The organism is Pseudomonas sp. NPDC079367, from assembly GCF_044542195.1.
GTDB lineage: Bacteria > Pseudomonadota > Gammaproteobacteria > Pseudomonadales > Pseudomonadaceae > Aquipseudomonas.
In genome coordinates this window covers 1-22571 of the sequence record NZ_JBITTW010000025.1, presented here as the reverse complement: position 1 = coordinate 22571, position 22571 = coordinate 1, and the positions used below count along the sequence as shown (strand labels likewise).

The following is a 22571-nucleotide window of genomic DNA, read 5'->3' as shown; positions in this document are numbered from 1 at the left end:
ACTTAAATGGACGACAACAAGAAGAAAGCCTTGGCTGCGGCCCTGGGTCAGATCGAACGACAAATCGGCAAGGGTGCCGTAATGCGTATGGGCGATCAGGACCGTCAGGCGATCCCGGCCATCTCTACTGGCTCTCTGGGTCTGGACATCGCGCTCGGCATCGGCGGTCTGCCAAAAGGCCGTATCGTTGAAATCTACGGTCCTGAATCTTCCGGTAAAACCACACTGACACTGTCGGTCATCGCCCAGGCGCAAAAAGCCGGCGCGACCTGCGCATTCGTCGACGCCGAACACGCCCTCGATCCAGAGTACGCTGGCAAGCTGGGCGTCAACGTTGACGATCTGCTGGTTTCCCAGCCGGACACTGGCGAACAGGCCCTGGAAATCACCGACATGCTGGTGCGCTCCAACGCCGTTGACGTGATCATCGTCGACTCCGTGGCGGCACTGGTACCCAAGGCTGAAATCGAAGGTGAGATGGGCGACATGCACGTCGGCCTGCAAGCACGTCTGATGTCTCAGGCGCTGCGTAAAATCACCGGCAACATCAAGAACGCCAATTGCCTGGTGATCTTCATCAACCAGATCCGTATGAAGATCGGCGTGATGTTCGGCAGCCCGGAAACCACCACCGGTGGTAACGCGCTGAAGTACTACGCCTCGGTTCGTCTCGACATCCGCCGTACCGGCGCGGTCAAGGAAGGCGACGAAGTGGTCGGCAGTGAAACCCGCGTCAAGGTTGTGAAGAACAAGGTGGCTTCGCCGTTCCGTCAGGCCGAGTTCCAGATTCTTTACGGCAAGGGCATCTACCTCAACGGCGAGATGATCGACCTGGGTGTGCTGCACGGTTTCGTTGAGAAATCCGGCGCCTGGTACGCCTACGAAGGCACCAAGATCGGTCAGGGCAAGGCCAACTCGGCCAAGTTCCTGGCGGACAACCCGGAAATCGCCGCGAAGCTCGAGAAGCAGCTGCGTGACAAGCTGCTGTCGCCAGCGGTGATTGCGGACTCCAAGGCCTCGTCGGTCAAAGAGACCGAAGACGACCTGGCCGACGCTGACCTCTGATACCAGCGATGACCACCGCCGTACTGGATACCCTCGTCGCGGTGCGGCGAACCGCCATGGACCTGCTCGCACGTCGTGAGCATGGTCGAGTCGAGTTGACACGTAAATTACGTCAGCGCGGCGCCGAAGCGGAACTGATCGAGACAGCCCTCGACCGTCTGACGGAAGAGGGGCTGCTTTGCGAAGCCCGCTATCTTGAAAGCTTTGTTTCCTACCGAGCCCGTTCCGGCTATGGCCCGTTGCGGATTCGTGAGGAACTCAGCCAGCGGGGCTTGCAACGTGCCGATATCGAAATCGCCCTGCGCGAAAGCGGTATCAATTGGCAGGCGCAGCTTCAGGAGACGTGGCAACGCAAGTTCTCCGGGCATTTACCGATTGATGCGAAAGAACGGGCCAGGCAAGGCAGGTTTCTGGCGTATCGGGGGTTCTCGATGGAGATGATCAACCGCTTGTTCAGCGGTCGAGGGATGGACGATTAAACCGCTTCAATAAAAACGGCCCGCTATTTTTTTAAAATAGCGGGCCGTTTTTTTTACTTTCAGATCACGCTGGAAGGTTCGCGGGAGCGCTGTGCAGTGGGCGGTTTTGAATCGGCCCAGTTTTCCGGCAGGTTGATGAAGTCCACCAACTCTCTCAGACGACCATGGGTGCGGCCGTTGAAGGCAAACGCCAGCCGTGCCAAGTGGCTGAACTGTGGATCGTCGTGTTCTTCACCACTGTAGGCATGTTGATGGAACTGGTCGCTCAGGCACAGATCGGCAAATTCCTCCTGCATCTGCGCCATTGCGTGTTCGCTGAGCTTGTGGTTCATGCGAAGTACAAATTGGCGCTTGAGCCAGCGGCTGGAGTGGAAGTTGCTGTAAAAATGATTGATCTCTTCCACCGCTTCTTCAACGCTGTAGACCAGTCGCATCAGCTTCAAATCGGTCGGCAGGATGTAGCGGTTTTCTTCCAGCTGATTGCGGATGAAGTCTAGCGCGCCCTGCCAGAAGGTACCGCCCGGAACATCCAGCAGCACCACCGGCACCAGAGGACTTTTGCCAGTCTGAATCAGCGTCAGCACTTCCAGCGCTTCATCAAGGGTGCCAAACCCGCCCGGGCACAGCACCAACGCGTCTGCCTCTTTGACGAAGAACAGTTTGCGGGTGAAGAAAAAGTGGAAGGGCAAGAGATTGTCGGTGCCGTCGACGGTGGGGTTGGCATGTTGTTCGAAGGGCAGGGTAATGTTGAAACCGAGACTGTGATCACGCCCGGCTCCTTCGTGGGCGGCGGCCATGATGCCGCCGCCGGCGCCGGTGATGACCATCATCTCTGCACGCGTCAGGGCTGCGCCGAGCTCGCGGGCCATCGCGTACAGCGGATGTTCCACTGGCGTACGCGCTGAGCCAAACACGGTGACTTTGCGCCGCCCCCTGAATTGCTCAAGCACACGGAACGCCTGCTCCAGTTCACGCAGGGCTTGCAAGGTGATCTTGGCGTTCCAGCGGTTGTGGTCTTCCTGGGCCATGCGCAGCACGGTCAGGATCATGTCGCGGTAGATGGGAAGGTTTGGGCTATTGGGGGAAACATGGTCGAGCTGGGCCTCGACCTGAGTGATGAGGTCGCCACTTTCCTGAAAATGACGGCTCAAGAGGTCATTCGGTTGATAAGGCATTCAACGTCTCCTTCTGTACAGAGCGGGTAGCCCTGACAAACAGCGTCAGGGCCGCACTGCAAAAAAACACGGGCCGGCAGCTCCATTTTCTGCCGTTAACGAATGGTCGGGAATATTCTCAATCTAGACCCTCGCACGCATTCGCGCTGACTTGAACAGTGCGTTGTAACGTTTTGCCTGGCAACTGCTCACCAATCTGCGCCAAAGCCTCGCCGCTCGTCTGAACGTGTCGCGTAGGGCCATCAGTCTGATTTACTCAAATACAGATGTCGCAAGACAACCTTGCATTGGCGCAAGGCAAAGGCAACTCAAGGATTCGTGGTGGCAAGGAGGCGGGATGCATGGCCAGAGTGGTTCTGGAAATCGATACGCAGCTGTATCGAATGTTGCAAGAGTCGGCCAAGGCTCATCAATTGAGCCTTGAGCAAGAGTGCTGCCGACGATTGGCGGGCGGCGAGCGTCGCTCGCGCTATTTGCAGGCTCTGGTCGCCGAATTGCGCGCCGAGGATGAGCAGCGGCGCGCTAACGCTTCGCGCTGATTACTTCTTCTTCGCTGGCGCGGCTTTCGGGCAATCGGATTCCTGATAGCTGGCCGAGCCGATGGCCTTGTTGGTTTTCACTTCGGTGAAGTCGTAACGCATGATCGCGCCCTTGGCCATCAGCTTGCGATACGACGGGTTGTTGCAGACCGACGCACCCAACTGGAAATACACAGCCTTGGGATCGGCGCGCATCTTGTCGGCGTGGCTCTTTTGCACGCTCAGATGGTTGATCAGTTGCGTGCCTTCGACGGTGTAGCCTTGATCAAGAATGTCTTCATTGATCGCCCGTGGCGTGCCGACGCTGCTTTGGGCGGCGACGTTGCGCAGCTCTCTGTTCAGATTCTGCTCACTCAGGGACGCAGCCTGAGCGGTAAAGGACGACGCCAGCAGAATGGCAGCGGTGGGAACGATAAGGCGCAGCATGAAACTCTCCTGATTCAGTGACTGGTGGTTCGACCCGTCACGGGGCGGTGCGTTCAGTGGCGGCGAATTATAGGGGAGCCGGTCTGGACGGTACAGGCTTGTGGCCGTCGCTCTGGTAAACTGCCGGCCTTTATTGCCCTGCCGAGTGTCATTCGTGTCGAGTTTCCCTGTCTGCCGGTGTTGCCTGCGATGAACCATGCCCCTAACGCCGTGGCCCGCCTGCGTGATCAGCGCGAGGACGAGGGCATCAAGCCGATTCAGGCGCGCGGCTTTCGCTCCGAGCGTTGCCGCGATTGCCGGGTCATTATCAGCCATTGCCTGTGCGCGTGGCGGCCGAGCGTCGACACCCGCTCCGGCGTGTGCCTGATCATGACTGGCAAGGAAGTGTTCAAGCCAAGCAACACCGGTTGGCTGATTGCCGACGTGGTGCGCGACAACCATGCGTTTATCTGGTCGCGCACAGAGCCCGACCCGCAGATGCTTGCACTGCTCAACGATCCGCAATGGCAGCCGTACCTGGTGTTTCCCGGTGAATACGTCGAGCCGTCTCGGGTGACCAACACCGTCTCTGTCGATAGCAGCAAGCGCCCGCTGTTCATTTTGCTCGATGCGACCTGGACCGAGGCGCGCAAGATTTTCCGCAAAAGTCCATATTTCGAATGTTTGCCGATCCTCAGCCTGTTGCCCGACAAACTCTCGCGGTATCGCCTGCGCCGGTCGACCCGCAGCGAGCACCTGTGCACCGCAGAAGTCGCGGCGTTGTGCCTCGAACTGGCCGGTGACAGCGCTGCCGCTTCGGCGCTGGATGCTTATTTTGATGTGTTCAGCCAGCATTACCTCGGTGCCAAGCAGCAACTGGACATGAACGAATCGACTCCGGCGCACACCGAGTTGTTGCCCTATATACGAAAGCCGCAGCCGGAGTTGGCGCAATAGTGGCCCATACTGTACGAGCCAGCGGCCGCGCTGCTTGACCACCCCGGCTTCGCTGGGCATGCTGGGCGCCGATTAGGGTGCGGCCAAGGTTTGAAACGCCGTGTTTGCTGTTGATTGGCGTTGAACGTGCCCCTGTGGATATCGCTTCAAAAAGCGACATCTTGAGTTGCTTTGGCCAGACCGGAATGCACCGCGTCTGCCATCAAAAAACAGGATCATTTGAAAAATGGCCACATACGACATCCTGATTGCCGATGATCACCCCCTGTTTCGCAGCGCCCTGCACCAAGCGGTGACCCTGGGCCTTGGCCCGGATGTACGCCTGGTGGAAGTGGCGAGCATCGCGGAACTGGAAACCCGCCTCACTGAAAAGGCTGACTGGGACCTGGTCCTGCTGGACCTGAACATGCCCGGCGCTTACGGCTTTTCCGGCTTGGTGCTGCTGCGCGGACAGTACCCGCAGATTCCGGTGGTGATGGTCTCGGCGCAGGAAGAAGCGTCGGTAATGGTCAAATCCCGCGAGTTCGGTGCCAGTGGTTTTATTCCCAAGTCCAGCGACCTCAGCGTGATTCAGCAGGCCGTGCGCAAAGTGCTCGATGGCGATGTGTTCTGGCCGCCGCAAGCCTTCGAAGCGGTCGCCGTTTCCGATGAAGCCAAAGCCGCCAGCGACGGGCTCGCCAGCCTGACCCCACAACAGTTCCGCGTGCTGACCATGGTCTGCGAAGGCCTGCTGAACAAGCAGATTGCCTATGAGTTGAGCGTGTCGGAAGCGACCATCAAAGCCCACGTCACCGCTATTTTTCGTAAATTGAACGTGCGCACTCGCACGCAAGCGGCTTTACTGCTGCAACAACTTGAGTCAATTCCGAGCCAGTGAACGCTGGCGGTTTCACGCTTTTTTGACTTTCGTTGATCTAGCTTCCCCACTCCTTTTTGGCTGGTCTCTTTCTTATGTCACCTTTCAAGGGCCAGACCGGCCTGAAACGCATCCTCAACGCGTCCGGCTATTCGCTCGATGGCCTGCGCGCAGCCTTCACCGGCGAAGCGGCGTTCCGCCAATTGGTGCTGCTCAACGTGGTGCTGGTTCCACTGACATTCTTCCTCAATGTCAGCCGTGTCGAGCAGGCAGTGTTGATCGCAGTCTGCTTGCTGGCGCTGATTGTCGAACTGCTCAACTCCGCAGTGGAAGCGGCCATTGACCGCATCTCGCTGGAATTGCACCCGCTGTCGAAGAACGCCAAGGACATGGGCAGCGCTGCGCAGTTTGTGGCGTTGAGCATGATTGCGCTGGTGTGGGCGGTGATTCTGCTTTAAGCGATGGTCGGCAAGACGATCTCGTCGCTGCGCTGCACCCCGGCGGTGAAGGCGCGGCAGAGATCGAGAAACTCGCGCATGGCCGAGGTCTGATATTTCTGTTTATGCCAGATGAAGTAGAACTGCCGCGCCAAGTCCAGATCTGGCGTCTCCACCGGCACCAGGCTGCCACGCCGGAAGGCATCGCGCAGCGCCAGCCGCGAAATGCAGCCAATCCCCAAGCCTGATTCCACTGCGCGTTTGATCGCTTCGGTGTGCTCAAGCTCCAGACGAATGTTCAGCGCGCTGCGATGGTGGCGCATGGCTTGATCGAAGGTCAGGCGTGTTCCAGAGCCTTGTTCGCGCAGAATCCACGCCTCGTGGGTCAGCTCCTCCATCGTCGCGCTGCCGCGTTTGGCCAACGGATGCTGCGGCGCGCAGAACACCACCAGCTCATCCTCGACCCAACTCTGCACTTCGATGTCAGGGTGGCTGCAATCGCCTTCAATCAGACCCAGATCAATTTCGTAGTGCGCCACTTGTTGCACGATATTGGCAGTGTTCTGCACATGAAGTTTGACCTGGCTTTCCGGATGCAACTGCATGAAGCTGCCGATCAGCAGGGTGGCCAGATAGTTGCCAATGGTCAGCGTCGCCCCCACTGATAGAGAGCCGAAACCGGATTTGCCGTTGAGCAGGTCTTCGATTTCCTTGGCCTGATCGAGCAGGGCCACCGCTTGCGGCAACAGTTGTTTGCCGAGGGCGTTGAGGCTCAGGCGTTTGCCGGCGCGATCAAACAGCTGGCAGCTGGACTGGCGCTCGAGTTCGGTGATCGACGTGCTGGCCGCCGACTGCGAGAGGTTGAGCAGACCCGCAGCACGGGATACGCTTTCCTGCTGGGCGACGGCGACGAAAACTTGCAGTTGACGGAGAGTAAATCGCATATCGATATAACCGATAACCCTTATCTTAATAATCCAGTTAACAGATATTGTCGTCGCTATTAGAATGCGATGCAATTGCGCACGTTAAGCCTCAATGAGCCGCGCAGACCAATCTCCAGGAGTCAAACGTACATGAGCAACATGAACCACGAGCGTGTCCTCAGTGTTCATCACTGGAACGACACTCTGTTCAGCTTCAAGTGCACCCGCGATCCGGGCCTGCGCTTCGAGAACGGTCAGTTCGTGATGATCGGCCTGCAACAACCCAACGGCCGCCCGCTTATGCGCGCTTACTCGATCGCCAGCCCGAACTGGGAAGAGCATCTGGAATTCTTCAGCATCAAGGTGCAGGACGGCCCGCTGACCTCCCAGCTGCAGCACCTGAAGGAAGGCGACGAGATCATCATCTCGAAAAAGCCTACCGGCACCCTGGTCCTTGATGACTTGAACCCGGGCAAGCACTTGTATCTGCTGAGCACCGGTACCGGCCTGGCGCCATTCATGAGCGTGATTCAGGACCCGGAAACCTACGAGCGCTTTGAAAAAGTGATCCTGGTTCACGGCGTGCGCTACGTCAACGAAGTCGCCTATCGCGAATTCATCACCGAGCACCTGCCGCAGAACGAGTTCTTCGGCGAAGCGCTGCGTGACAAGCTGATCTACTACCCGACCGTGACCCGCGAGCCGTTCGAGAATCAGGGCCGTCTCACCGATCTGATGCGCAGCGGCAAGTTGTTCAGCGACATCGGCCTGCCACCGATCAACCCGCAGGACGACCGCGCGATGATCTGCGGCAGCCCGAGCATGCTCGACGAGACCAGCGAAGTGCTCGACAGCTTCGGCCTGAAGATCTCGGCGCGGATGCGCGAGCCGGGTGATTACCTGATCGAGCGTGCGTTCGTCGAGAAGTAAGCGCCACAGAGAGCCCCCATTGCCTTGCAGGCAATGGGGGCTTTTTTATGCCCGACACATTTCCCCATGCTTACGACAATCTCCTGTAGGAGCTGCCGAAGGCTGCGATCTTTTGATCTTGATCTTAAAAAGCAAGATCAACAGATCGCAGCCTTCGGCAGCTCCTACATCGACCGTGAGCATCAATCCCCGGCCGGGATGACTTCCAGCACGCGGATCTGCTCGGGCGTCGGATAATGCCAGCGCACGTCCAGATCCCAGAACTGCGCGCCGTATTCACGTTCCGGTGCCGGCGTCTGGTAGGCCGGGCGCGGATCCTGCGCCAGACACTGCTCGATCAGCTCAACCAACGGCTCATCGAGCCGCTGAGCGTGGGTGTGCGCTTGTTTCAAGGCCGACTCTGCCCACTGCACGTCGATCAATTGCGGCGCGGCGTTGGCGATGTCATTGGTCGCCCCAGGGATGATGTCGGCATACGGAACATAGGGTTTGATATCCACCACAGGCGTGCCGTCGAGCAGATCGATCCCGGAGATAAACAGTCGATTGGCTTCTACCCTGTCGAGCTTCACCACCGATTGGCCAATGCCGTTGGGGCGGTGCGTGGCGCGGGTGGCGAACACGCCCATCGATTTGTTGCCGCCCAGCCGAGGCGGGCGCACCTTCAAGCGCGGTTTTTCTTCGAGCGCCTGATGAAACAGGAACAACAGCCAGATGTGGCTGACCTGCTCCAGCCCCTGCACGGCGTCACCCTGATCAAACGGCGCGACCAGTTCCAGCACGCCACGGGCGGCCGAGGCCAGTTGTGGCTGGCGGGGGATGGCGAACTTCTCCTTGAAACAGGAGCGCACGAAGCCGATGGGGGAGACGCTGTAAGTCATGGTCTGGAATCGAATCGGGGTAGGGCGGGCATGATAACCCGGCTCGCTTCAAGTCTGGTGGTGACAGGGCTGGCCTCTTCGCGAGCAGGCTCGCACATGCCGCACCGCCCACCTACAGACTGAACCCACCATCCAACGGAATGATATTCCCGGTCATGTAAGCCCCAGCGGTACTCGCCAGACTGATCGCCAGCGCTGCCATCTCTTCCTCGCGCCCCCAGCGTTTCATCGGGATCAGTGCGGTGTCCTCGGCCAGCGCCTGCTCATCGTTACCAATGTGTTGCGTCATCTTGCTCGGAAAGCGCCCCGGTGCAATCACGTTGACGTTGATGTGCTGGCTCACCAGTTCCCGCGCGAGAATCCGCGACAACTGATGCAACGCCGCTTTGCTCGGCCCATAGGCATACGCCTGCTCGCCAAACGAAGAAATGCCCGCCACCGAACCGATATTGATGATCCGCGCCGGATTCGCCGCCGAGCCAGCCTTGCGCAGCAGCGGCAGGAACTGCTGAATGCAGCTGAACACCGAGGTCACGTTGAGCTGCATGACCTTTTCCCAGCCTTTGACCGGATAGCTCTCCAGCGGCGCACCCCACGTGGTGCCGGCGTTGTTCACCAGAATATCCAGATGAGTGATCTGCTCACCCAGGCGCGCAGCCAATTCCCGCACACCGTCCTCGGTGGCCAGATTCGCCGCCACGCCGTGACAAGTGCCCAGCGTGCCAAGTTCTACAGCGGTTTGATGGCAGGCTTCAACGTCGCGCGAGCACACATAAACATGGGCGCCGGCCTCGACGAACGCCTTGGCGATCATTTTGCCGATACCACGGGTGCCGCCGGTCACCAGAGCGGTGCGGCCTTGCAGGGAAAAGTAGGGATGCATGGCGAGTCCTGAAGATTAGGGGTCAGTACACCCTAGTCGTCAGCCGCGAAAAGCGGAGCCATTATTTTTGCAGGGAATAAGCGGTCATGCGCAGCGGCGGCGACCATCAGTGGCCGCCGCACAAGGGCATCAGGCAGGGCGGACGCGCAGGGTCAGGCCCTTGAGGAAGTTACGCAGCAACTGGTCGCCACACGGGCGATAGTTGGTGTGTCCGACCTTGCGGAACAGCGCGCTCAGCTCAGGCTTGGACACCGGAAACTCGGCAGCCTTGAGGATTGCGTGCATGTCGTCTTCTTTCAGTTCGAAGGCCACGCGCAGCTTTTTCAGAATGATGTTGTTGGTTACCGGCACTTCGATTGGCTGCGGCGGACGGCTTTCATCCTTGCCGCGTTTGAAGATCACCAGGCCATCGAGGAAGTGTGCGATGACTTCGTCCGGGCAGCGCACGAAACCTTCTTCGTCCTCTTCCTTTTTGTCGAGCCAGGTCACCACGTCAGCGAGCGCTACGTCCATGCCGCCGAGTTTGATGATCTCGACGACTTTCTTGTCGCTGATGTCGAGCATGTAGCGCACGCTGCGCAGTACGTCGTTATGAACCATGTCGGTATTCCTGATGCGTGGTGGGCAGCGCTCGCAAACGCTGCCGAAATGTATGGCGGCAGTGCAAGTGTCAGAACTTCTCTTTGCCGGACAGGTAGCGCCATTGGCCGACCGGGACCTTGCCGATCGACACGCCGCCGATGCGGATGCGGCGAATGCCGATGACCTTCAGGCCGACCGCTTCGCAGAACTGCGCGATGATTCCCGGCTGCGGGTTTTTCATGGCGAAGCGCAGACGGTTTTCGTTCTGCCAGCTGGCTTTGACCGGCGGCAGCTCTTTGCCCTTGTAAGTCAGGCCGTGCTGCAAACGATTGAGGCCGTGGGCAGCCATCTCACCTTCGACTTCAACGATGTATTCCTGCTCGATCTTCGCCGCGTCGGCGCTGAGCTTGCGCAGGATCTTCCAGTCCTGGGTGAACACCAGCAGCCCACTGGCCTTGGGCTGCAGGTCAGCGCTGGCAGTCAGGCGCAGGAAGTGCCCGCGCAAAGGGCGCTTGCTGAAACGGTGCTCTTGGCTGAGGGTTTCGGCGCTGAGCGACTGCATGGCGCTGTCGACATCCATGCCGGCGGGCGCGTTGAGCAGGATGGTCACCGGCTCAGGTGCGGTGGCCTTGGCGTCCTTGTCGAGCTCTACCTTCTGCTCGCCGACCTTGAATTGCGGCTCATCAATGACTTCGCCGTCCACGGTGACCCAGCCGCCCTCGATGAACAGCTCGGCCTCCCGGCGGGAGCAACCGACCAGTTCAATGAGGCGTTTGGAGAGGCGAATCGGGTCAGTCATGACGGGGCCGTAACAAAAAAGGGGTGGGCATTGTACCTGTGTGGAAGCGGTTAAGCCCGGTTCCATTTGCAGGCGCTGTATTCAATGCGGGAGCGGGCTTGCCCGCGAAGGCGTCCTGTCAGTCAATATTTGCAGTGACTGATGCACCGCTTTCGCGGGCAAGCCCGCTCCCACAGTTTGTTTTGTGCTGTGTCAGCCGTTGCTTGAGCGTTGCAGTGACTGCCGCAACCGCATGTGCAACAACGGATACGGCTGGCCCATGCCATCGACCTCGGAGCGGCCGATCACTTCGAATCCCTGTTTCTCATAAAACCCCAGTGCCTGCGGGTTCTGTTCGTTGACGTCGAGTTCGTCGGCGTTCAGCCGTTCGATCGAATATCGGAGCAACTGCTTGCCGAGGCCTTGACCGCGATGGCTGGGGTCAATAAACAGCATTTCAATCTTTCCCGCCGCTACCCCGGCAAACCCGGTAATGCGCTGCTGGGCATCTTTGGTACAGATCAGCATCACCGCGTCGAGATAACGGGTGAGCACCAGATTGCGCAGCAGCTCGATGTAGCTGTCCGGCAGGAATTGATGAGTAGCACGAACCGAGGCCTCCCAGACCTGGGTCAGTTCTTCGTAATCACTGATTTTCGGTGTGTGGATGACCGAATGCTGACGCATGTGCGTGTGCCTCTTGTGCAATTGAAGGGAGTCCGTCCCCCGCTAAACGATAGCCGCAAAAAAGCCCCGCATCCTGAAAAAGAGCGAGGCTTTGGAATTCTGCATTGTCCCTTGTGTGAGCGGGCTTGCTCGCGAATGCGTCACATCAGCCGACATCTTCACTGACTGACTCACCGCTTTCGCGAGCAAGCCCGCTCCCACAGGTTTTGCGTGGTGCTTAGATCTGCTCAGCCCACAAATCGTATTCATCGGCGTCAGTCACCTTGCACCAGACCTTGTCGCCCGGCTTCAGGTTGCTACCGTTGTCGATAAACACGTTACCGTCGATTTCCGGTGCATCGAAGAAGCAACGGCCAACCGCGCCTTGCTCGTCGACTTCATCCACCAGCACCTCGATCTCACGACCAATGCGCATTTGCAGGCGTGCCGAGCTGATCGCCTGCTGGTGCGCCATGAAGCGCTCCCAACGATCCTGTTTGACGTCGTCCGGTACTACTTCCAGATCCAGATCATTGGCCGGTGCGCCTTCAACCGGCGAATACTGGAAGCAGCCGACGCGGTCGAGCTGGGCTTCGGTCAGCCAGTTCAGCAGGTACTGGAAGTCTTCTTCGGTTTCGCCCGGGAAGCCGACGATGAAGGTCGAACGGATGATCAGGTCCGGGCAGATCTCGCGCCAGTTCTTGATGCGCGCCAGGGTCTTGTCTTCGAACGCCGGGCGTTTCATCGACTTCAGCACTTTGGGGCTGGCGTGCTGGAACGGGATGTCCAGGTACGGCAGGATCTTGCCGGCGGCCATCAGCGGGATCAGCTCGTCAACGTGCGGGTATGGATAAACGTAATGCAGACGGACCCAGACGCCGAGGGTGCTCAGCGCTTCGCACAGCTCGGTCATGCGGGTTTTCACTGGCGCGCCGTTCCAGAAACCGGTGCGGTATTTCACATCAACGCCGTAAGCGCTGGTGTCTTGCGAGATCACCAACAGCTCTTTAACGCCGGATTTGACCAGGCGCTGGGCTTCGTCGAGCACATCGCCAACCGGACGGCTGACCAGTTTGCCGCGCATCGACGGGATGATGCAGAACGAGCAGCTGTGGTTGCAGCCTTCGGAAATCTTCAAATACGCGTAGTGGCGCGGGGTCAGCTTGATGCCTTGCGGCGGCACCAGGTCGATCAGCGGGTTGTGATCCTGACGCGGCGGCACCACTTCGTGCACGGCGTTGACCACTTGCTCGTACTGCTGCGGGCCGGTCACGGCGAGCACGCTTGGGTGTACGTCGCGGATGTTGCCTTCTTCCACGCCCATGCAGCCAGTGACGATGACCTTGCCGTTTTCCTTGATCGCTTCACCGATCACTTCCAGCGACTCAGCCTTGGCCGAATCGATGAAACCGCAGGTGTTAACCACCACGACGTCGGCGTCCTGATAGGTGGACACCACGTCATAGCCTTCCATGCGCAGCTGGGTCAGGATGCGCTCGGAGTCGACCAGTGCTTTCGGGCAACCCAGAGATACGAAGCCAACCTTTGGATTGGCCGGCGCAGGAGTGGTGGACATGTCTAACCTCGGTGTTTTGTGACGTCGCTGGCCACGCGCGGCAGCGGACGGATGGGCGCTTTACGTCCTGTCTCGTGAATCCGCTGTTTTTTGACGAGTGACTGTTGTCGTCAGGCAAGGCGCCGCGCCGAGTCATAGCGCGCTATGGCGAGAAGCGGCAACGCAGCATGGCGACAACAGGCACCGTAAAAAAGCAGCAGTGATTCGCGAGACAGGACGTTTCGTGCGCCTCTGATCAAAAAGTGCGCAATTCTAGCGGCGGGCAACGCACTTGACCAGCTTTATACGGGGAAATACGACGAGTGCTGCGCTATGCTTCGCGCCGTTGAGCTTTACCGATTTTGTGCAGTCAATCATTCGTCTGTAACAACAGGTAAAACAGCGCATGCTGCACCACAAAGCATAGTGCTTCATTCGAAGAAGCCGGTATTGAGATCAGGAGTGTTGGATGGGTCAGGCAAGTAGTCATGCGGCGGGCGCCGAAGGTTCGGCGAGCAGACCGCTGAGCATGCTGGTCGCGGCGGTCGGGGTGGTTTACGGCGACATCGGCACGAGCCCGTTGTACACACTCAAAGAAGTGTTTTCCGGCGGATACGGCGTGCCGGTCAATCACGACGGTGTGCTCGGCATTCTGTCGTTGATCTTCTGGTCGCTGATCTGGGTGGTCTCGATCAAATACATGATGTTCGTCCTGCGCGCGGACAACCAGGGCGAAGGCGGGATCATGGCCCTCACAGCGCTGGCACGACGAGCGGCGGGGCATCGACGCAAGTTGCGCTCGTTGCTGGTGGTCTGCGGCCTGATCGGCGCGGCGCTGTTTTACGGCGACAGCATGATCACCCCGGCGATCTCGGTATTATCGGCGATTGAAGGTCTGGGTCTGGCGTTTGAAGGCATCGATCACTGGGTGGTGCCGCTGTCTTTGGTGGTGCTGGTCGCGCTGTTTCTGATCCAGCGCCACGGAACCGCGCGGATCGGCATCCTCTTCGGTCCGATCATGGTCACCTGGTTTCTCGTCCTTGGCGCCCTCGGTGTGTATGGCATCAGCCACACGCCGGAAGTGCTGCACGCACTGAACCCGATGTGGGCGGTGAATTTTTTTGTCGTGCACCCGGGCATGGGCGTCGCGATCCTCGGCGCGGTAGTGCTGGCGCTCACTGGCGCGGAAGCGCTGTACGCCGACATGGGCCACTTCGGCCGCAAGCCGATCGCCCGCGCCTGGTTCCTGCTGGTGCTGCCGGCGCTGGTGCTGAACTATTTCGGCCAGGGCGCCTTGCTGCTGGATAACCCTGACGCCGCGCGCAACCCGTTCTATTTGCTGGCGCCGAGCTGGGCGCTGATTCCGCTGGTCGGCCTGTCGACCCTGGCCACGGTGATCGCCTCGCAAGCGGTGATTTCCGGCGCGTTCTCTCTGACCCGTCAGGCGATCCAGCTCGGCTACATCCCGCGCATGTACATTCAGCACACCTCCAGCGACGAGCAGGGCCAGATCTACATCGGCGCGGTGAACTGGGCGCTGATGGTCGGCGTGGTGCTGTTGGTGCTGGGCTTCGAATCCTCCGGTGCACTGGCCTCGGCCTATGGCGTCGCAGTGACCGGCACCATGTTGATGACGACCATTCTGGTGTCGGCGGTCATGCTGCTGCTGTGGAAGTGGCCACCGATCCTCGCGGTGCCGGTGCTGCTCGGCTTCCTGCTGGTGGATGGCTTGTACTTCGCCGCCAACGTGCCGAAGATCGTCCAGGGCGGCGCCTTCCCGGTGATCGCCGGTATCGCCCTGTTCGTGCTGATGACCACCTGGAAGCGCGGTAAACAACTGCTGGTCGAACGCCTCGACGAAGGCGCATTGCCGCTGCCGATCTTCATCAGCAGCATCCGCGTACAACCGCCGCATCGCGTACAGGGCACCGCCGTGTTCCTCACCGCTCGTTCCGACGCCGTGCCGCATGCGTTGTTGCACAACCTGCTGCATAACCAGGTGCTGCATGAGCAGGTGGTGTTGCTGACGGTGGTCTACGAAGACATCCCGCGTGTGCCGCCATCGCGGCGCTTCGAGGTCGAAGCCCATGGTGAAGGTTTTTTCCGGGTGATCCTGCACTTCGGCTTCACCGACGAGCCGGACGTGCCGCAGGCGCTGAAACTTTGTCATCTGGATGATCTGGACTTCAGCCCGATGCGCACCACCTACTTCCTCAGCCGGGAAACGGTGATTGCTTCGAAACTTGAGGGCATGGCGCGTTGGCGTGAGGCGCTGTTTGCGTTCATGTTGAAGAATGCCAATGGCAATTTGCGGTTCTTTAATCTGCCGTTGAACCGGGTGATTGAGTTGGGGACGCAGGTGGAGATGTAGCTTTCACCTCAAATGAAAAGCCCTCGTCGGCCTAGTGGTTGGCGGGGGCTTTTTTGTGGATGTCTGGTCTACCGGTTATTCGGTCGGTGGCTGGAAACAACCAGTTGCACTGTGTTTAATTCAACGCAATACTCTGTGCATTATTGTGCCCAGCAGCAAGCGAGTGAGAGGTAGTTATGACGGCATTATTAGAGCGCGCTGACCAGGCAATTTCCGTCACTGCCATGGTCAGGAGCTTCAGTGCGAAGCTCAAGGAGATATCCAGTCGTGCGACTGAGCGCTTGGTCATCTTCAAAGACAATCAACCAGCAGCGGTCATCATCAATGTGCAGGCCTATCAAGAGATGCTGGATGAGCTCGAGAACCTGCGCATCGAAGCGGCAGCCCGGGAGCGATTGATCAATTTCGATCCGGCCCAGGCCGTCAGTCATGACGATATGCGGGCCAGGTATGCCAAGAAGGACTAAGGGAGTGCTGGATGGTTTGGGGAGTGATTTATCATCCGGAAGTCCAAGGGGATCTGGATCAATTGGGATCTGCGGCGGCCAACCGGATTCTTGATGTAATTGAAGAGCGCATTGTTAATGGTGAGCCGGATAAATCTGGCAAGCCCCTAAGAGCTAGCCTTGCAGGATGTCGGAGGATTCGCACGGGTGACACGCGCATCGTTTATCGGGTCAATGGCAGAGCGATTCAGGTGTTGATCGTCGCAGTTGGGGTACGACGGGATGCAGAGGTTTATGGCGCCGCCGAGCGTCGAGTTTGATCAAGTGCATCATTCATTGAAAGGATAGCTCCCGTCGGCTTTCAGCTAGCGGGGGCTTTTTTGTGCGTGCGCTTCTTGAGAATGAATGTGGACATTTGGTGATCTTAGCTTCCTGACGAGTCAAGAAATTTACGAGCCTTGCCACAAAACCGCTGAATCCAGCGCAATTCCCCTGTGGGAGCGAGCAGGCTCGCTCCCATAGTGGATTCTGGTGGCGACCGAGATGTAAAAAGCCCCCGCAACCGTGAAGTTGCGGGGGCTTTTTGTGGATGCGCTTCAGATCACTCTTCAGCCACCGAATCCTTGCTCTGGCGCTTCTGAATCAGCTCCACCAAGCGCTTGGCCAGCGCCGGGTAGTTCTCGTCGAAGTGATGGCCGCCGGGCAGTTTTACCGGCTCACCCACCGCAGTCTTGTCCGTGCAACCACTCTCGTCGGTTTCCTCTTCGCCATAGATGCACACAACCTTGGCCGCTGGCAGCTTGGCCATTTCCGGGCCGGTGGCGGCTTCTTTGCCGGCGTTACCGAGCCAGCCTTCGACTTCGATTTCGAAGCTGCCGGTGCGGGCAAACGCGAGCAGGATGATCGCGTCGACGCGCTGCTGTTCGTTCTCTGGCAGGCGGTTGTAGATCGCCGGGAGCACGTCAGCGCCGAACGAGTAGCCCGTAAGAATGAAGCGCTTGGTGCCCCATTTCTGCCGGTAGTGCTGCATCAGTTCGGTGAGGTCGAGTGCGCTTTGTTCCGGGCTCTTGTGCTGCCAGTAGTAGCGCAGGGTGTCGATGCCGACCACCGGGTAGCCGATTTTGGCCATTTCCCCGGCCACGTCGCGGTCGAGGTCGCGCCAGCCGCCGTCGCCGGAGAGGAACAGCGTCACGGTGTCGTTGGCCTGACCGGCCGGCACTTCAACCACCGGGATCGCCAGACCGCCGTTGGCCTTGTCGCCACCGACGAGGATTTTGCGCAGTTCGTTGTTCAGCACTTGCGGCAGGTTGATGTCGTAGTCGCTGATGCTGGTTTCGGCGTTGGGTTGATCGCGCACGAAACCTGCGCTGGCGTCGTCCGGGTTGTCGTTCCACGCCACCAGCCAGTGGCCGTGGGCGGCGGATTTCGGCAGCAGGTGGGTGCAGCCGGGTTTTTCCAGGGCCAGATCGACGGAGATGGCCTGGGCCTTGTCGTCTTTCTGTTCCGCCAGCCAGCGCCATGCCAGCACAGCGCCTGGGCCGATGCCGCTGACCAGAGTGGCCGGGCCGTTCAGTTCACGCAGGCCCGATTGCAGGGCGCGGCTTTGCAGCAGGCAGTCCTTGGGCAGAATCACCTGAACAATCTGCGCCGAGGCGCTGCGGCTGAGGGTGGTCAGCTGCTTCTCGGTGAGCTTCTGTTCGTCGGTGACGGCTACCAGCACCTGGGCTTTCGGCTTGCTGCCCGAGATCACGCGGGTCATGGCCGCGCCATCGGCGGGTTTGAGCTGTTCGACGGTCGGTTCCGGTGCCGGGCGTTTGAGGTACCAGAAACCGCCGCCGGCAATCACGGCCAGCACCAGCAGGGCGGCCAGGATGTACTTCAGGGAGCGTTGAATCATCAGCGTTTCACCAATCCAGTCAAGCCGCCCGCGATCAGGGCAGCAGTATCGGCCAGCGCCACGAGCGGATCGAGTCCGGCGGGCACGGCCATATAACGGGGTTCCCAGTCAGGCTGGAACTTGTCTTTGAAGCGGCGCAAGCCTTGGAAGTTGTACAACTGCTCACCACGGCGGAACACCATCGAGCCCAGCCGCTGGGTCAGCGGTGCGCCGCGCCGGGGTTGCAACCCCGACAACGGCACCATGCCCAGGCTGAAGCGCGCGTATCCGTGACTCTTATAATGTTGAATCAGGCCGACCATCATGAATTCCATGGTCAGCTTCGGCGCTTCCGGGTGCGCGCGCATCAGGTCGAGACTGGCCAGATCGTGGCTGTAGGTCTCGAGCAGATTGGCGAACGCCACCGGGCGGCCTTCGAAGCGAATTACTGCAATGCGGAAATGCTTGAGGTAATCGTCGCTGAAGCGGCCGAGGGAGAAGCCTTTCTCGCGCACGTTCTTGCCGGTCAGCCAGGCATCGGAAATGACCTTCAGCTCCTCCATCGGCGCCTGACCCGGCTCATGGATTTCCAGCGACAGACCGTCGCGGGTGCCACGGTTCCAGGTGTAGCGCAGATCCTTCATCTCCTTGCCCTTCGCTTCCAGGTCGAAGCGCTGCAGATCGACCCGGGCTTCTTCGCCGAGCTTGATCGCAGTCAGGCCGATGTCCATGTAGTACGGCAGGTTCTCCGCGCGTACTTGATAGAAAACCGGGCGAGTGTGGTGGATGTCGCAGAGGTCGCGGAACTGCCAGATCATTTCCGCACGTTGCTGGCTCGGCCCGATCGGGTCATACAGCGCCACCAGACTGCGGCCACGGCGGGCGTACATCAGGAACGCCTCGTCGTTGGGGTGAAACAGCAACGCCTTGTCACCGGTCAGTGCGAGGCCACCATCGGGTTGCGATGACGCCATGAGAATTTTTGCCGCGCGGTCGAGTTCGTCCGGCGTCGGCAAATGAATCACCGGGCGCGCGGTACGCAGCAGCCACGTCAGCGAGATCACCAGCAGCAACACCGCAGCGCCGAGCAGCGAGCGCAGGCCACGCGGAGCGTCAGCGTCGAGGGTGAACTGCCACCATAGTTGATGGCTGTAGGGCACGTCCTGATAGGCGAACAGCAATAGCCAGGCTGAAGCACCCAGCACGCAAAGGCTGGCAACCAGATACAGCGGCGAAAACGGTAGCTCGGTCAACCGGCTCGGGCGATAGAAGGAGCGGCGGAACACGCCGAGCAGCGCGGCCGTCAGCGTCATCAGCGTGGCTTCTTCCCAGTCGAAGCCTTTGAGCAGCGAGAGCAGGGCACCAACCAGCAAGAGAATAGTGGTCAGCATCCACGCCGCCGACAGGCGCCGGCGCAGGCCTTGGGCCAGCAACAGGCAGAGCACGCCAATCAGGCTGGCGCCGAAGTGCGAGGCGTCGACCAGGCGATGCGGGATCAGAAAACCAATGTGCTCCAGGCGCGTATCGATCTCTGGGGTGGCGCCGGAAAACAGCAGCACCACGCCAGACAGGAATACCAGCACCGCCAGAATCGGCGCCGCCAGACCGGATGCAGCGCGCATGGTCTGTGTTTGAAACAGGCGCTGGCCTTCGTTGATCAGCAGCAATACGCAAGCGACCAGCAGCGGCAGCACCACGTAAATCAGGCGATACAGCAGCAGGGCCGCGGCCAATGGCGCGGCGCCGAGCTTGTCGGCGAACGCAGCGAGCAGAATCGCTTCGAACACGCCAACGCCGCCCGGCACATGACTGAGCACACCCGCCGCCAAGGCCAACAGATACACCAGCAGGAACGGCGCAAACGGCGGCGCTTCCGGCAGCAACAAATAAAGAACGGTGGCGGCAGCCGCGACGTCGAGAGCAGTGATCACCAGTTGCAGGAAGGTCAGGCGCCGACCCGGCAGGCGCAATGTGCGGCGACCGGCGCGAACCAGCAAATTGTCGGGGTAGGGTTGTTCCGGCAGACGGCGGCGATAGATGCCGATCACCAGCACAGCGCCGAGGATGAGTACGGCAGCGGCGACCGAGCCGAGCAGGACTTCGGACAGTCCCAGCGCTTGCGAGGCGGCAGGCAGGTTGCTCAGGGTGGCCAGCGCGGCCAGCGGCGGCAAGGCGCAGCCCAGCGACAGGCTGGCGAACAGGGTCATGTGCGCGACCTCCGACGCACTGACGCCCAATCGCGCATATAAACGATAACGTACCGAGCCGCCGGACAGCAGTGACAGGCCAATCGCATTGCCGATCGCAAACGCGGTGAAGCCGCCGAGGGCGAGCGTGCGCGGCGCCAGTGTCACGCCGGCGTAGCGGCTGGCCGACCATTCATAGCCGAGCAAAATGATGAAACCGACCACGGTCGCGCCGATGGCGCCAAGCAGGGCCGGTTTGGGCACGTCGAGAATCGAGTCATGCAACGCGTCGAGATCAAGCTCGGCGAGCAGATGGCGGCAAGCAATCAGGGCAATGGCAAACAGCAGCAACGTCACCGCCAGACCGATCGGCTGACGGTATTTGCTTAACCGATCCAGCCAGCGCAGGCGCTCGGGTTTGATCGGTTGTTCTGCTGTAACGGAGTCTTGTGGATCAGACGAGTTGGCGCGCATCAATCACCTCTTGGATTGTGCGCGACAGGATGGAGGTATCCAGCCAAGTTACCAATCCCTGTAGAAAAAAATAATCACAAAATATTACGCCTCTCACCGGGTGTGGGCGAGGGCAGTCGTGGATTACAGGCGTCGTGTTCGCGACTCAAGCACAGTCGCAACTCGGCGGTACTGAGATCCTGGACGGTTCACTGCACGATGACAGGTCATTGTTGCGAAAGGACTTTTTCCACAGATACAAAAAAGGCCACTCTTTCGAGTAGCCTTTTCTGATGTTTGGTTGCGGGAGCCGGATTTGAACCGACGACCTTCGGGTTATGAGCCCGACGAGCTACCAGACTGCTCCATCCCGCGTCTGTGTGGCGGCATTCTACAGGCGAACGGCGAGCTGTCAACCGCTAATCCTGCAATGGGCCAAATAAGTGCGAAATCGCGGCAAACGGTCGCAGGCGTGCGTTAAGTTTCGCAAATGCAAAGAAATCCTGCGCTTGCTTCACCTGGTCTGCCCGTTGTCGGTACAAGACAGACGCGCACAAAAAAGGCCACTCTTTCGAGTAGCCTTTTTTGATGTTTGGTTGCGGGAGCCGGATTTGAACCGACGACCTTCGGGTTATGAGCCCGACGAGCTACCAGACTGCTCCATCCCGCGTCTGTGTGGCGGCATTCTACAGAGGTTCACGAGTGTGTCAACCTTCGAAATGAATAAATCTGTTGAGGTTCAAGCGCTTAGCGTTTTTCCAGCCCGGTTATCGACGCACAAGGCAGGCGGCGCAAGGCTCTCAGCTCTATTGGCCGCTGATCCTTGATTGAAAAAATATATTCAGCGTAGATGTTCCTGCGGTCGGAAAAGAACATTCAACCACTGGTGCTATATACAGGTGCCAATGAGATACTGCCGCTCCGGCTTGCCACGTTTCTTTTTCCGACATGACTCAGCGAAAAATCATCCACATCGACTGTGACTGTTTCTATGCCGCCATCGAAATGCGCGATGACCCGCGTCTGGCCGGCAAGCCATTGGCAGTGGGTGGTTCAGCCGATCGGCGCGGGGTGATTGCCACCTGCAATTATGAGGCGCGCGCCTATGGGGTGCGCTCGGCGATGGCCTCGGGGCACGCCTTGAAATTGTGCCCGGATCTGACCATCGTCAAGCCGCGCATGGACGCTTATCGCGAAGCTTCGAAAGAAATTCATACGATCTTTGCCGATTACACCGATCTGATCGAGCCGCTGTCGCTCGACGAGGCTTACCTGGATGTGTCCGACAGCGCGCATTTCGGCGGCAGCGCCACGCGTATCGCCCAGGACATCCGCCGTCGCGTCTCCAATCAACTGCACATCACCGTCTCGGCTGGCGTTGCGCCAAACAAGTTTCTGGCGAAGATCGCCAGCGACTGGAAGAAACCCAACGGCTTGTTTGTGATCACCCCGGATCAGGTCGAGGATTTCGTCAGCGGTTTGCCCGTGAGCAAGCTGCACGGCGTCGGCAAGGTCACCGCCGACAAACTCGGCAAGCTCGGCATCGTTGACTGCCAGCACCTGCGCGAGTGGGGCAGGCTGGCGCTGGTGCGCGAATTTGGCAGTTTCGGCGAACGCTTGTGGAATCTCGCCCGTGGAATCGATGACCGACCGGTGCACAACGACAGTCGGCGCCAGTCGATCAGCGTGGAAAACACCTACGACGTAGACCTGCCGGATTTGCGCAGCTGCCTCGACAAGTTGCCTGAGCTGCTCGACACCCTGAAAACCCGCATGGCGCGGATCGACAGCAGTTATCGCCCGGGCAAGCCTTTCGTCAAAGTCAAATTTCATGATTTCACCCAGACCACACTGGAGCAGGCCGGGGCGGGGCGCGATCTGGGCAGTTATCAGTTGATGCTGACGCAGGCGTTCAATCGTGGCGGCAAACCGGTGCGGTTGTTGGGAGTTGGGGTCAGACTGGAGGATTTACGCGGCGGGTTTGAGCAGATGGAGTTGTTTGAGCGGTAGTGCAGTGGCAACGCTGGTGACGTCTTCGCGAGCAAGCCCGCTTGTGTCTTGATCTAGGAATAAACTCTAGGGTGAGAGGGGTGGATGGCAAGCTGCGAGTCCGCGGTGCTAGAAG

General features: G+C 59.5%; 22 protein-coding genes and 2 tRNA genes. 11 read left to right on the top strand and 13 right to left on the bottom strand.

Annotated features, from left to right (window positions below; translation table 11 throughout):
• The first annotated feature begins 6 nt into the window (after nucleotides 1-6).
• Entirely contained in the window at nucleotides 7-1065 is a 1059-nt protein-coding gene (gene recA / locus ACIGDJ_RS18615; protein ID WP_397504585.1) for a recombinase RecA, read from the top strand.
• Between the two features lie 8 nt (nucleotides 1066-1073).
• Nucleotides 1074-1544: a recombination regulator RecX gene (gene recX, locus ACIGDJ_RS18610; RefSeq protein WP_312995731.1), complete on the top strand. Its 471-nt coding sequence runs from the start codon at nucleotides 1074-1076 to the stop codon at nucleotides 1542-1544.
• A 59-nt stretch (nucleotides 1545-1603) separates the two neighbouring features.
• Here the strand turns inward: recX and ACIGDJ_RS18605 are convergent, their stop codons facing one another.
• A complete protein-coding gene (locus tag ACIGDJ_RS18605; protein ID WP_312995734.1) occupies nucleotides 1604-2719 on the bottom strand; it encodes a TIGR00730 family Rossman fold protein in 1116 nt (371 codons plus the stop codon).
• A 341-nt stretch (nucleotides 2720-3060) separates the two neighbouring features.
• Between ACIGDJ_RS18605 and ACIGDJ_RS18600 the strand changes: the two genes are divergently transcribed.
• Nucleotides 3061-3258 (top strand): hypothetical protein, encoded by a 198-nt coding sequence (locus tag ACIGDJ_RS18600; RefSeq protein ID WP_101157958.1) that lies wholly within the window; start codon nucleotides 3061-3063, stop codon nucleotides 3256-3258.
• Here ACIGDJ_RS18600 and ACIGDJ_RS18595 read toward each other — a convergent pair whose 3' ends face one another.
• Nucleotides 3259-3684 carry a PA3611 family quorum-sensing-regulated virulence factor gene (locus ACIGDJ_RS18595; RefSeq protein WP_007908738.1) on the bottom strand — a complete coding sequence of 142 codons (426 nt, stop codon included), beginning with the start codon at nucleotides 3682-3684 and terminating at the stop codon, nucleotides 3259-3261.
• 189 nt (nucleotides 3685-3873) lie between these two features.
• Here ACIGDJ_RS18595 and ACIGDJ_RS18590 point away from each other — a divergent pair, with 189 nt between their 5' ends.
• From ACIGDJ_RS18590 to ACIGDJ_RS18580, 3 genes are all read left to right on the top strand, one after another.
• Nucleotides 3874-4620 (top strand): tRNA-uridine aminocarboxypropyltransferase, encoded by a 747-nt coding sequence (locus ACIGDJ_RS18590; protein ID WP_101157961.1) that lies wholly within the window; start codon nucleotides 3874-3876, stop codon nucleotides 4618-4620.
• Nucleotides 4621-4846: 226 nt separating this feature from the next.
• Nucleotides 4847-5497, top strand: coding sequence for a response regulator transcription factor ErdR (gene erdR, locus ACIGDJ_RS18585; RefSeq protein WP_064393119.1), 651 nt, complete (start codon nucleotides 4847-4849; stop codon nucleotides 5495-5497).
• A gap of 74 nt (nucleotides 5498-5571) precedes the next feature.
• On the top strand, nucleotides 5572-5934 hold the full coding sequence (locus ACIGDJ_RS18580) for a diacylglycerol kinase (RefSeq protein ID WP_090282071.1): 363 nt from the start codon (nucleotides 5572-5574) through the stop codon (nucleotides 5932-5934).
• Here ACIGDJ_RS18580 and ACIGDJ_RS18575 read toward each other — a convergent pair.
• Complete coding sequence (locus tag ACIGDJ_RS18575) at nucleotides 5931-6857, bottom strand: LysR family transcriptional regulator (RefSeq protein WP_397479835.1); 927 nt, start codon at nucleotides 6855-6857, stop codon at nucleotides 5931-5933. The two genes, ACIGDJ_RS18580 and ACIGDJ_RS18575, sit on opposite strands and share 4 nt — an antisense overlap.
• Before the next feature lie 132 nt (nucleotides 6858-6989).
• Between ACIGDJ_RS18575 and fpr the strand changes: the two genes are divergently transcribed.
• The gene (gene fpr, locus ACIGDJ_RS18570; protein ID WP_007908723.1) at nucleotides 6990-7769 is read left to right on the top strand and encodes a ferredoxin-NADP reductase; all 780 of its coding nucleotides are present in this window, start codon (nucleotides 6990-6992) and stop codon (nucleotides 7767-7769) included.
• Between the two features lie 182 nt (nucleotides 7770-7951).
• On the opposite strand, the gene tsaA is transcribed toward fpr, so the two are convergent.
• From tsaA to rimO, 6 genes are all read right to left on the bottom strand, one after another.
• Nucleotides 7952-8650 (bottom strand): tRNA (N6-threonylcarbamoyladenosine(37)-N6)-methyltransferase TrmO, encoded by a 699-nt coding sequence (gene tsaA / locus ACIGDJ_RS18565; protein ID WP_397479833.1) that lies wholly within the window; start codon nucleotides 8648-8650, stop codon nucleotides 7952-7954.
• Between the two features lie 112 nt (nucleotides 8651-8762).
• The gene (locus ACIGDJ_RS18560) at nucleotides 8763-9533 is read right to left on the bottom strand and encodes an SDR family oxidoreductase (protein ID WP_101157967.1); all 771 of its coding nucleotides are present in this window, start codon (nucleotides 9531-9533) and stop codon (nucleotides 8763-8765) included.
• Nucleotides 9534-9662: 129 nt separating this feature from the next.
• On the bottom strand, nucleotides 9663-10133 hold the full coding sequence (locus ACIGDJ_RS18555; RefSeq protein WP_101157969.1) for a DUF1456 family protein: 471 nt from the start codon (nucleotides 10131-10133) through the stop codon (nucleotides 9663-9665).
• Between the two features lie 70 nt (nucleotides 10134-10203).
• Complete coding sequence (locus tag ACIGDJ_RS18550) at nucleotides 10204-10914, bottom strand: rRNA pseudouridine synthase (protein WP_397479832.1); 711 nt, start codon at nucleotides 10912-10914, stop codon at nucleotides 10204-10206.
• Between the two features lie 192 nt (nucleotides 10915-11106).
• Nucleotides 11107-11580: a GNAT family N-acetyltransferase gene (locus ACIGDJ_RS18545; RefSeq protein WP_312995763.1), complete on the bottom strand. Its 474-nt coding sequence runs from the start codon at nucleotides 11578-11580 to the stop codon at nucleotides 11107-11109.
• Nucleotides 11581-11797: 217 nt separating this feature from the next.
• The gene (rimO, locus tag ACIGDJ_RS18540; protein ID WP_025110809.1) at nucleotides 11798-13135 is read right to left on the bottom strand and encodes a 30S ribosomal protein S12 methylthiotransferase RimO; all 1338 of its coding nucleotides are present in this window, start codon (nucleotides 13133-13135) and stop codon (nucleotides 11798-11800) included.
• A gap of 508 nt (nucleotides 13136-13643) precedes the next feature.
• Between rimO and ACIGDJ_RS18535 the strand changes: the two genes are divergently transcribed.
• The 3 genes from ACIGDJ_RS18535 to ACIGDJ_RS18525 all read left to right on the top strand — a co-directional run bounded on the left by ACIGDJ_RS18535 (nucleotide 13644) and on the right by ACIGDJ_RS18525 (nucleotide 16251).
• The gene (locus tag ACIGDJ_RS18535) at nucleotides 13644-15485 is read left to right on the top strand and encodes a potassium transporter Kup (RefSeq protein ID WP_371918375.1); all 1842 of its coding nucleotides are present in this window, start codon (nucleotides 13644-13646) and stop codon (nucleotides 15483-15485) included.
• 176 nt (nucleotides 15486-15661) lie between these two features.
• Nucleotides 15662-15952, top strand: coding sequence for a type II toxin-antitoxin system Phd/YefM family antitoxin (locus tag ACIGDJ_RS18530; RefSeq protein ID WP_312995770.1), 291 nt, complete (start codon nucleotides 15662-15664; stop codon nucleotides 15950-15952).
• 11 nt (nucleotides 15953-15963) lie between these two features.
• On the top strand, nucleotides 15964-16251 hold the full coding sequence (locus ACIGDJ_RS18525) for a type II toxin-antitoxin system RelE/ParE family toxin (RefSeq protein WP_312995773.1): 288 nt from the start codon (nucleotides 15964-15966) through the stop codon (nucleotides 16249-16251).
• A 281-nt stretch (nucleotides 16252-16532) separates the two neighbouring features.
• Here ACIGDJ_RS18525 and ACIGDJ_RS18520 read toward each other — a convergent pair whose 3' ends face one another.
• From ACIGDJ_RS18520 to ACIGDJ_RS18505, 4 genes are all read right to left on the bottom strand, one after another.
• Nucleotides 16533-17828, bottom strand: a complete 1296-nt coding sequence (locus ACIGDJ_RS18520; RefSeq protein ID WP_101157981.1) for a virulence factor family protein — start codon at nucleotides 17826-17828, stop codon at nucleotides 16533-16535.
• Nucleotides 17828-20467, bottom strand: a complete 2640-nt coding sequence (gene mprF, locus ACIGDJ_RS18515) for a bifunctional lysylphosphatidylglycerol flippase/synthetase MprF (protein WP_397479830.1) — start codon at nucleotides 20465-20467, stop codon at nucleotides 17828-17830. Before mprF ends, ACIGDJ_RS18520 begins: the two co-directional genes overlap by 1 nt.
• A gap of 277 nt (nucleotides 20468-20744) precedes the next feature.
• Nucleotides 20745-20821 (bottom strand) — tRNA-Met (locus ACIGDJ_RS18510).
• Between the two features lie 218 nt (nucleotides 20822-21039).
• A tRNA-Met gene (locus ACIGDJ_RS18505) sits at nucleotides 21040-21116 on the bottom strand.
• 278 nt (nucleotides 21117-21394) lie between these two features.
• On the opposite strand from ACIGDJ_RS18505, the gene dinB reads away from it, so the two are divergent.
• Nucleotides 21395-22456 carry a DNA polymerase IV gene (gene dinB, locus ACIGDJ_RS18500; protein WP_312995784.1) on the top strand — a complete coding sequence of 354 codons (1062 nt, stop codon included), beginning with the start codon at nucleotides 21395-21397 and terminating at the stop codon, nucleotides 22454-22456.
• Nucleotides 22457-22571 lie beyond the last annotated feature (115 nt).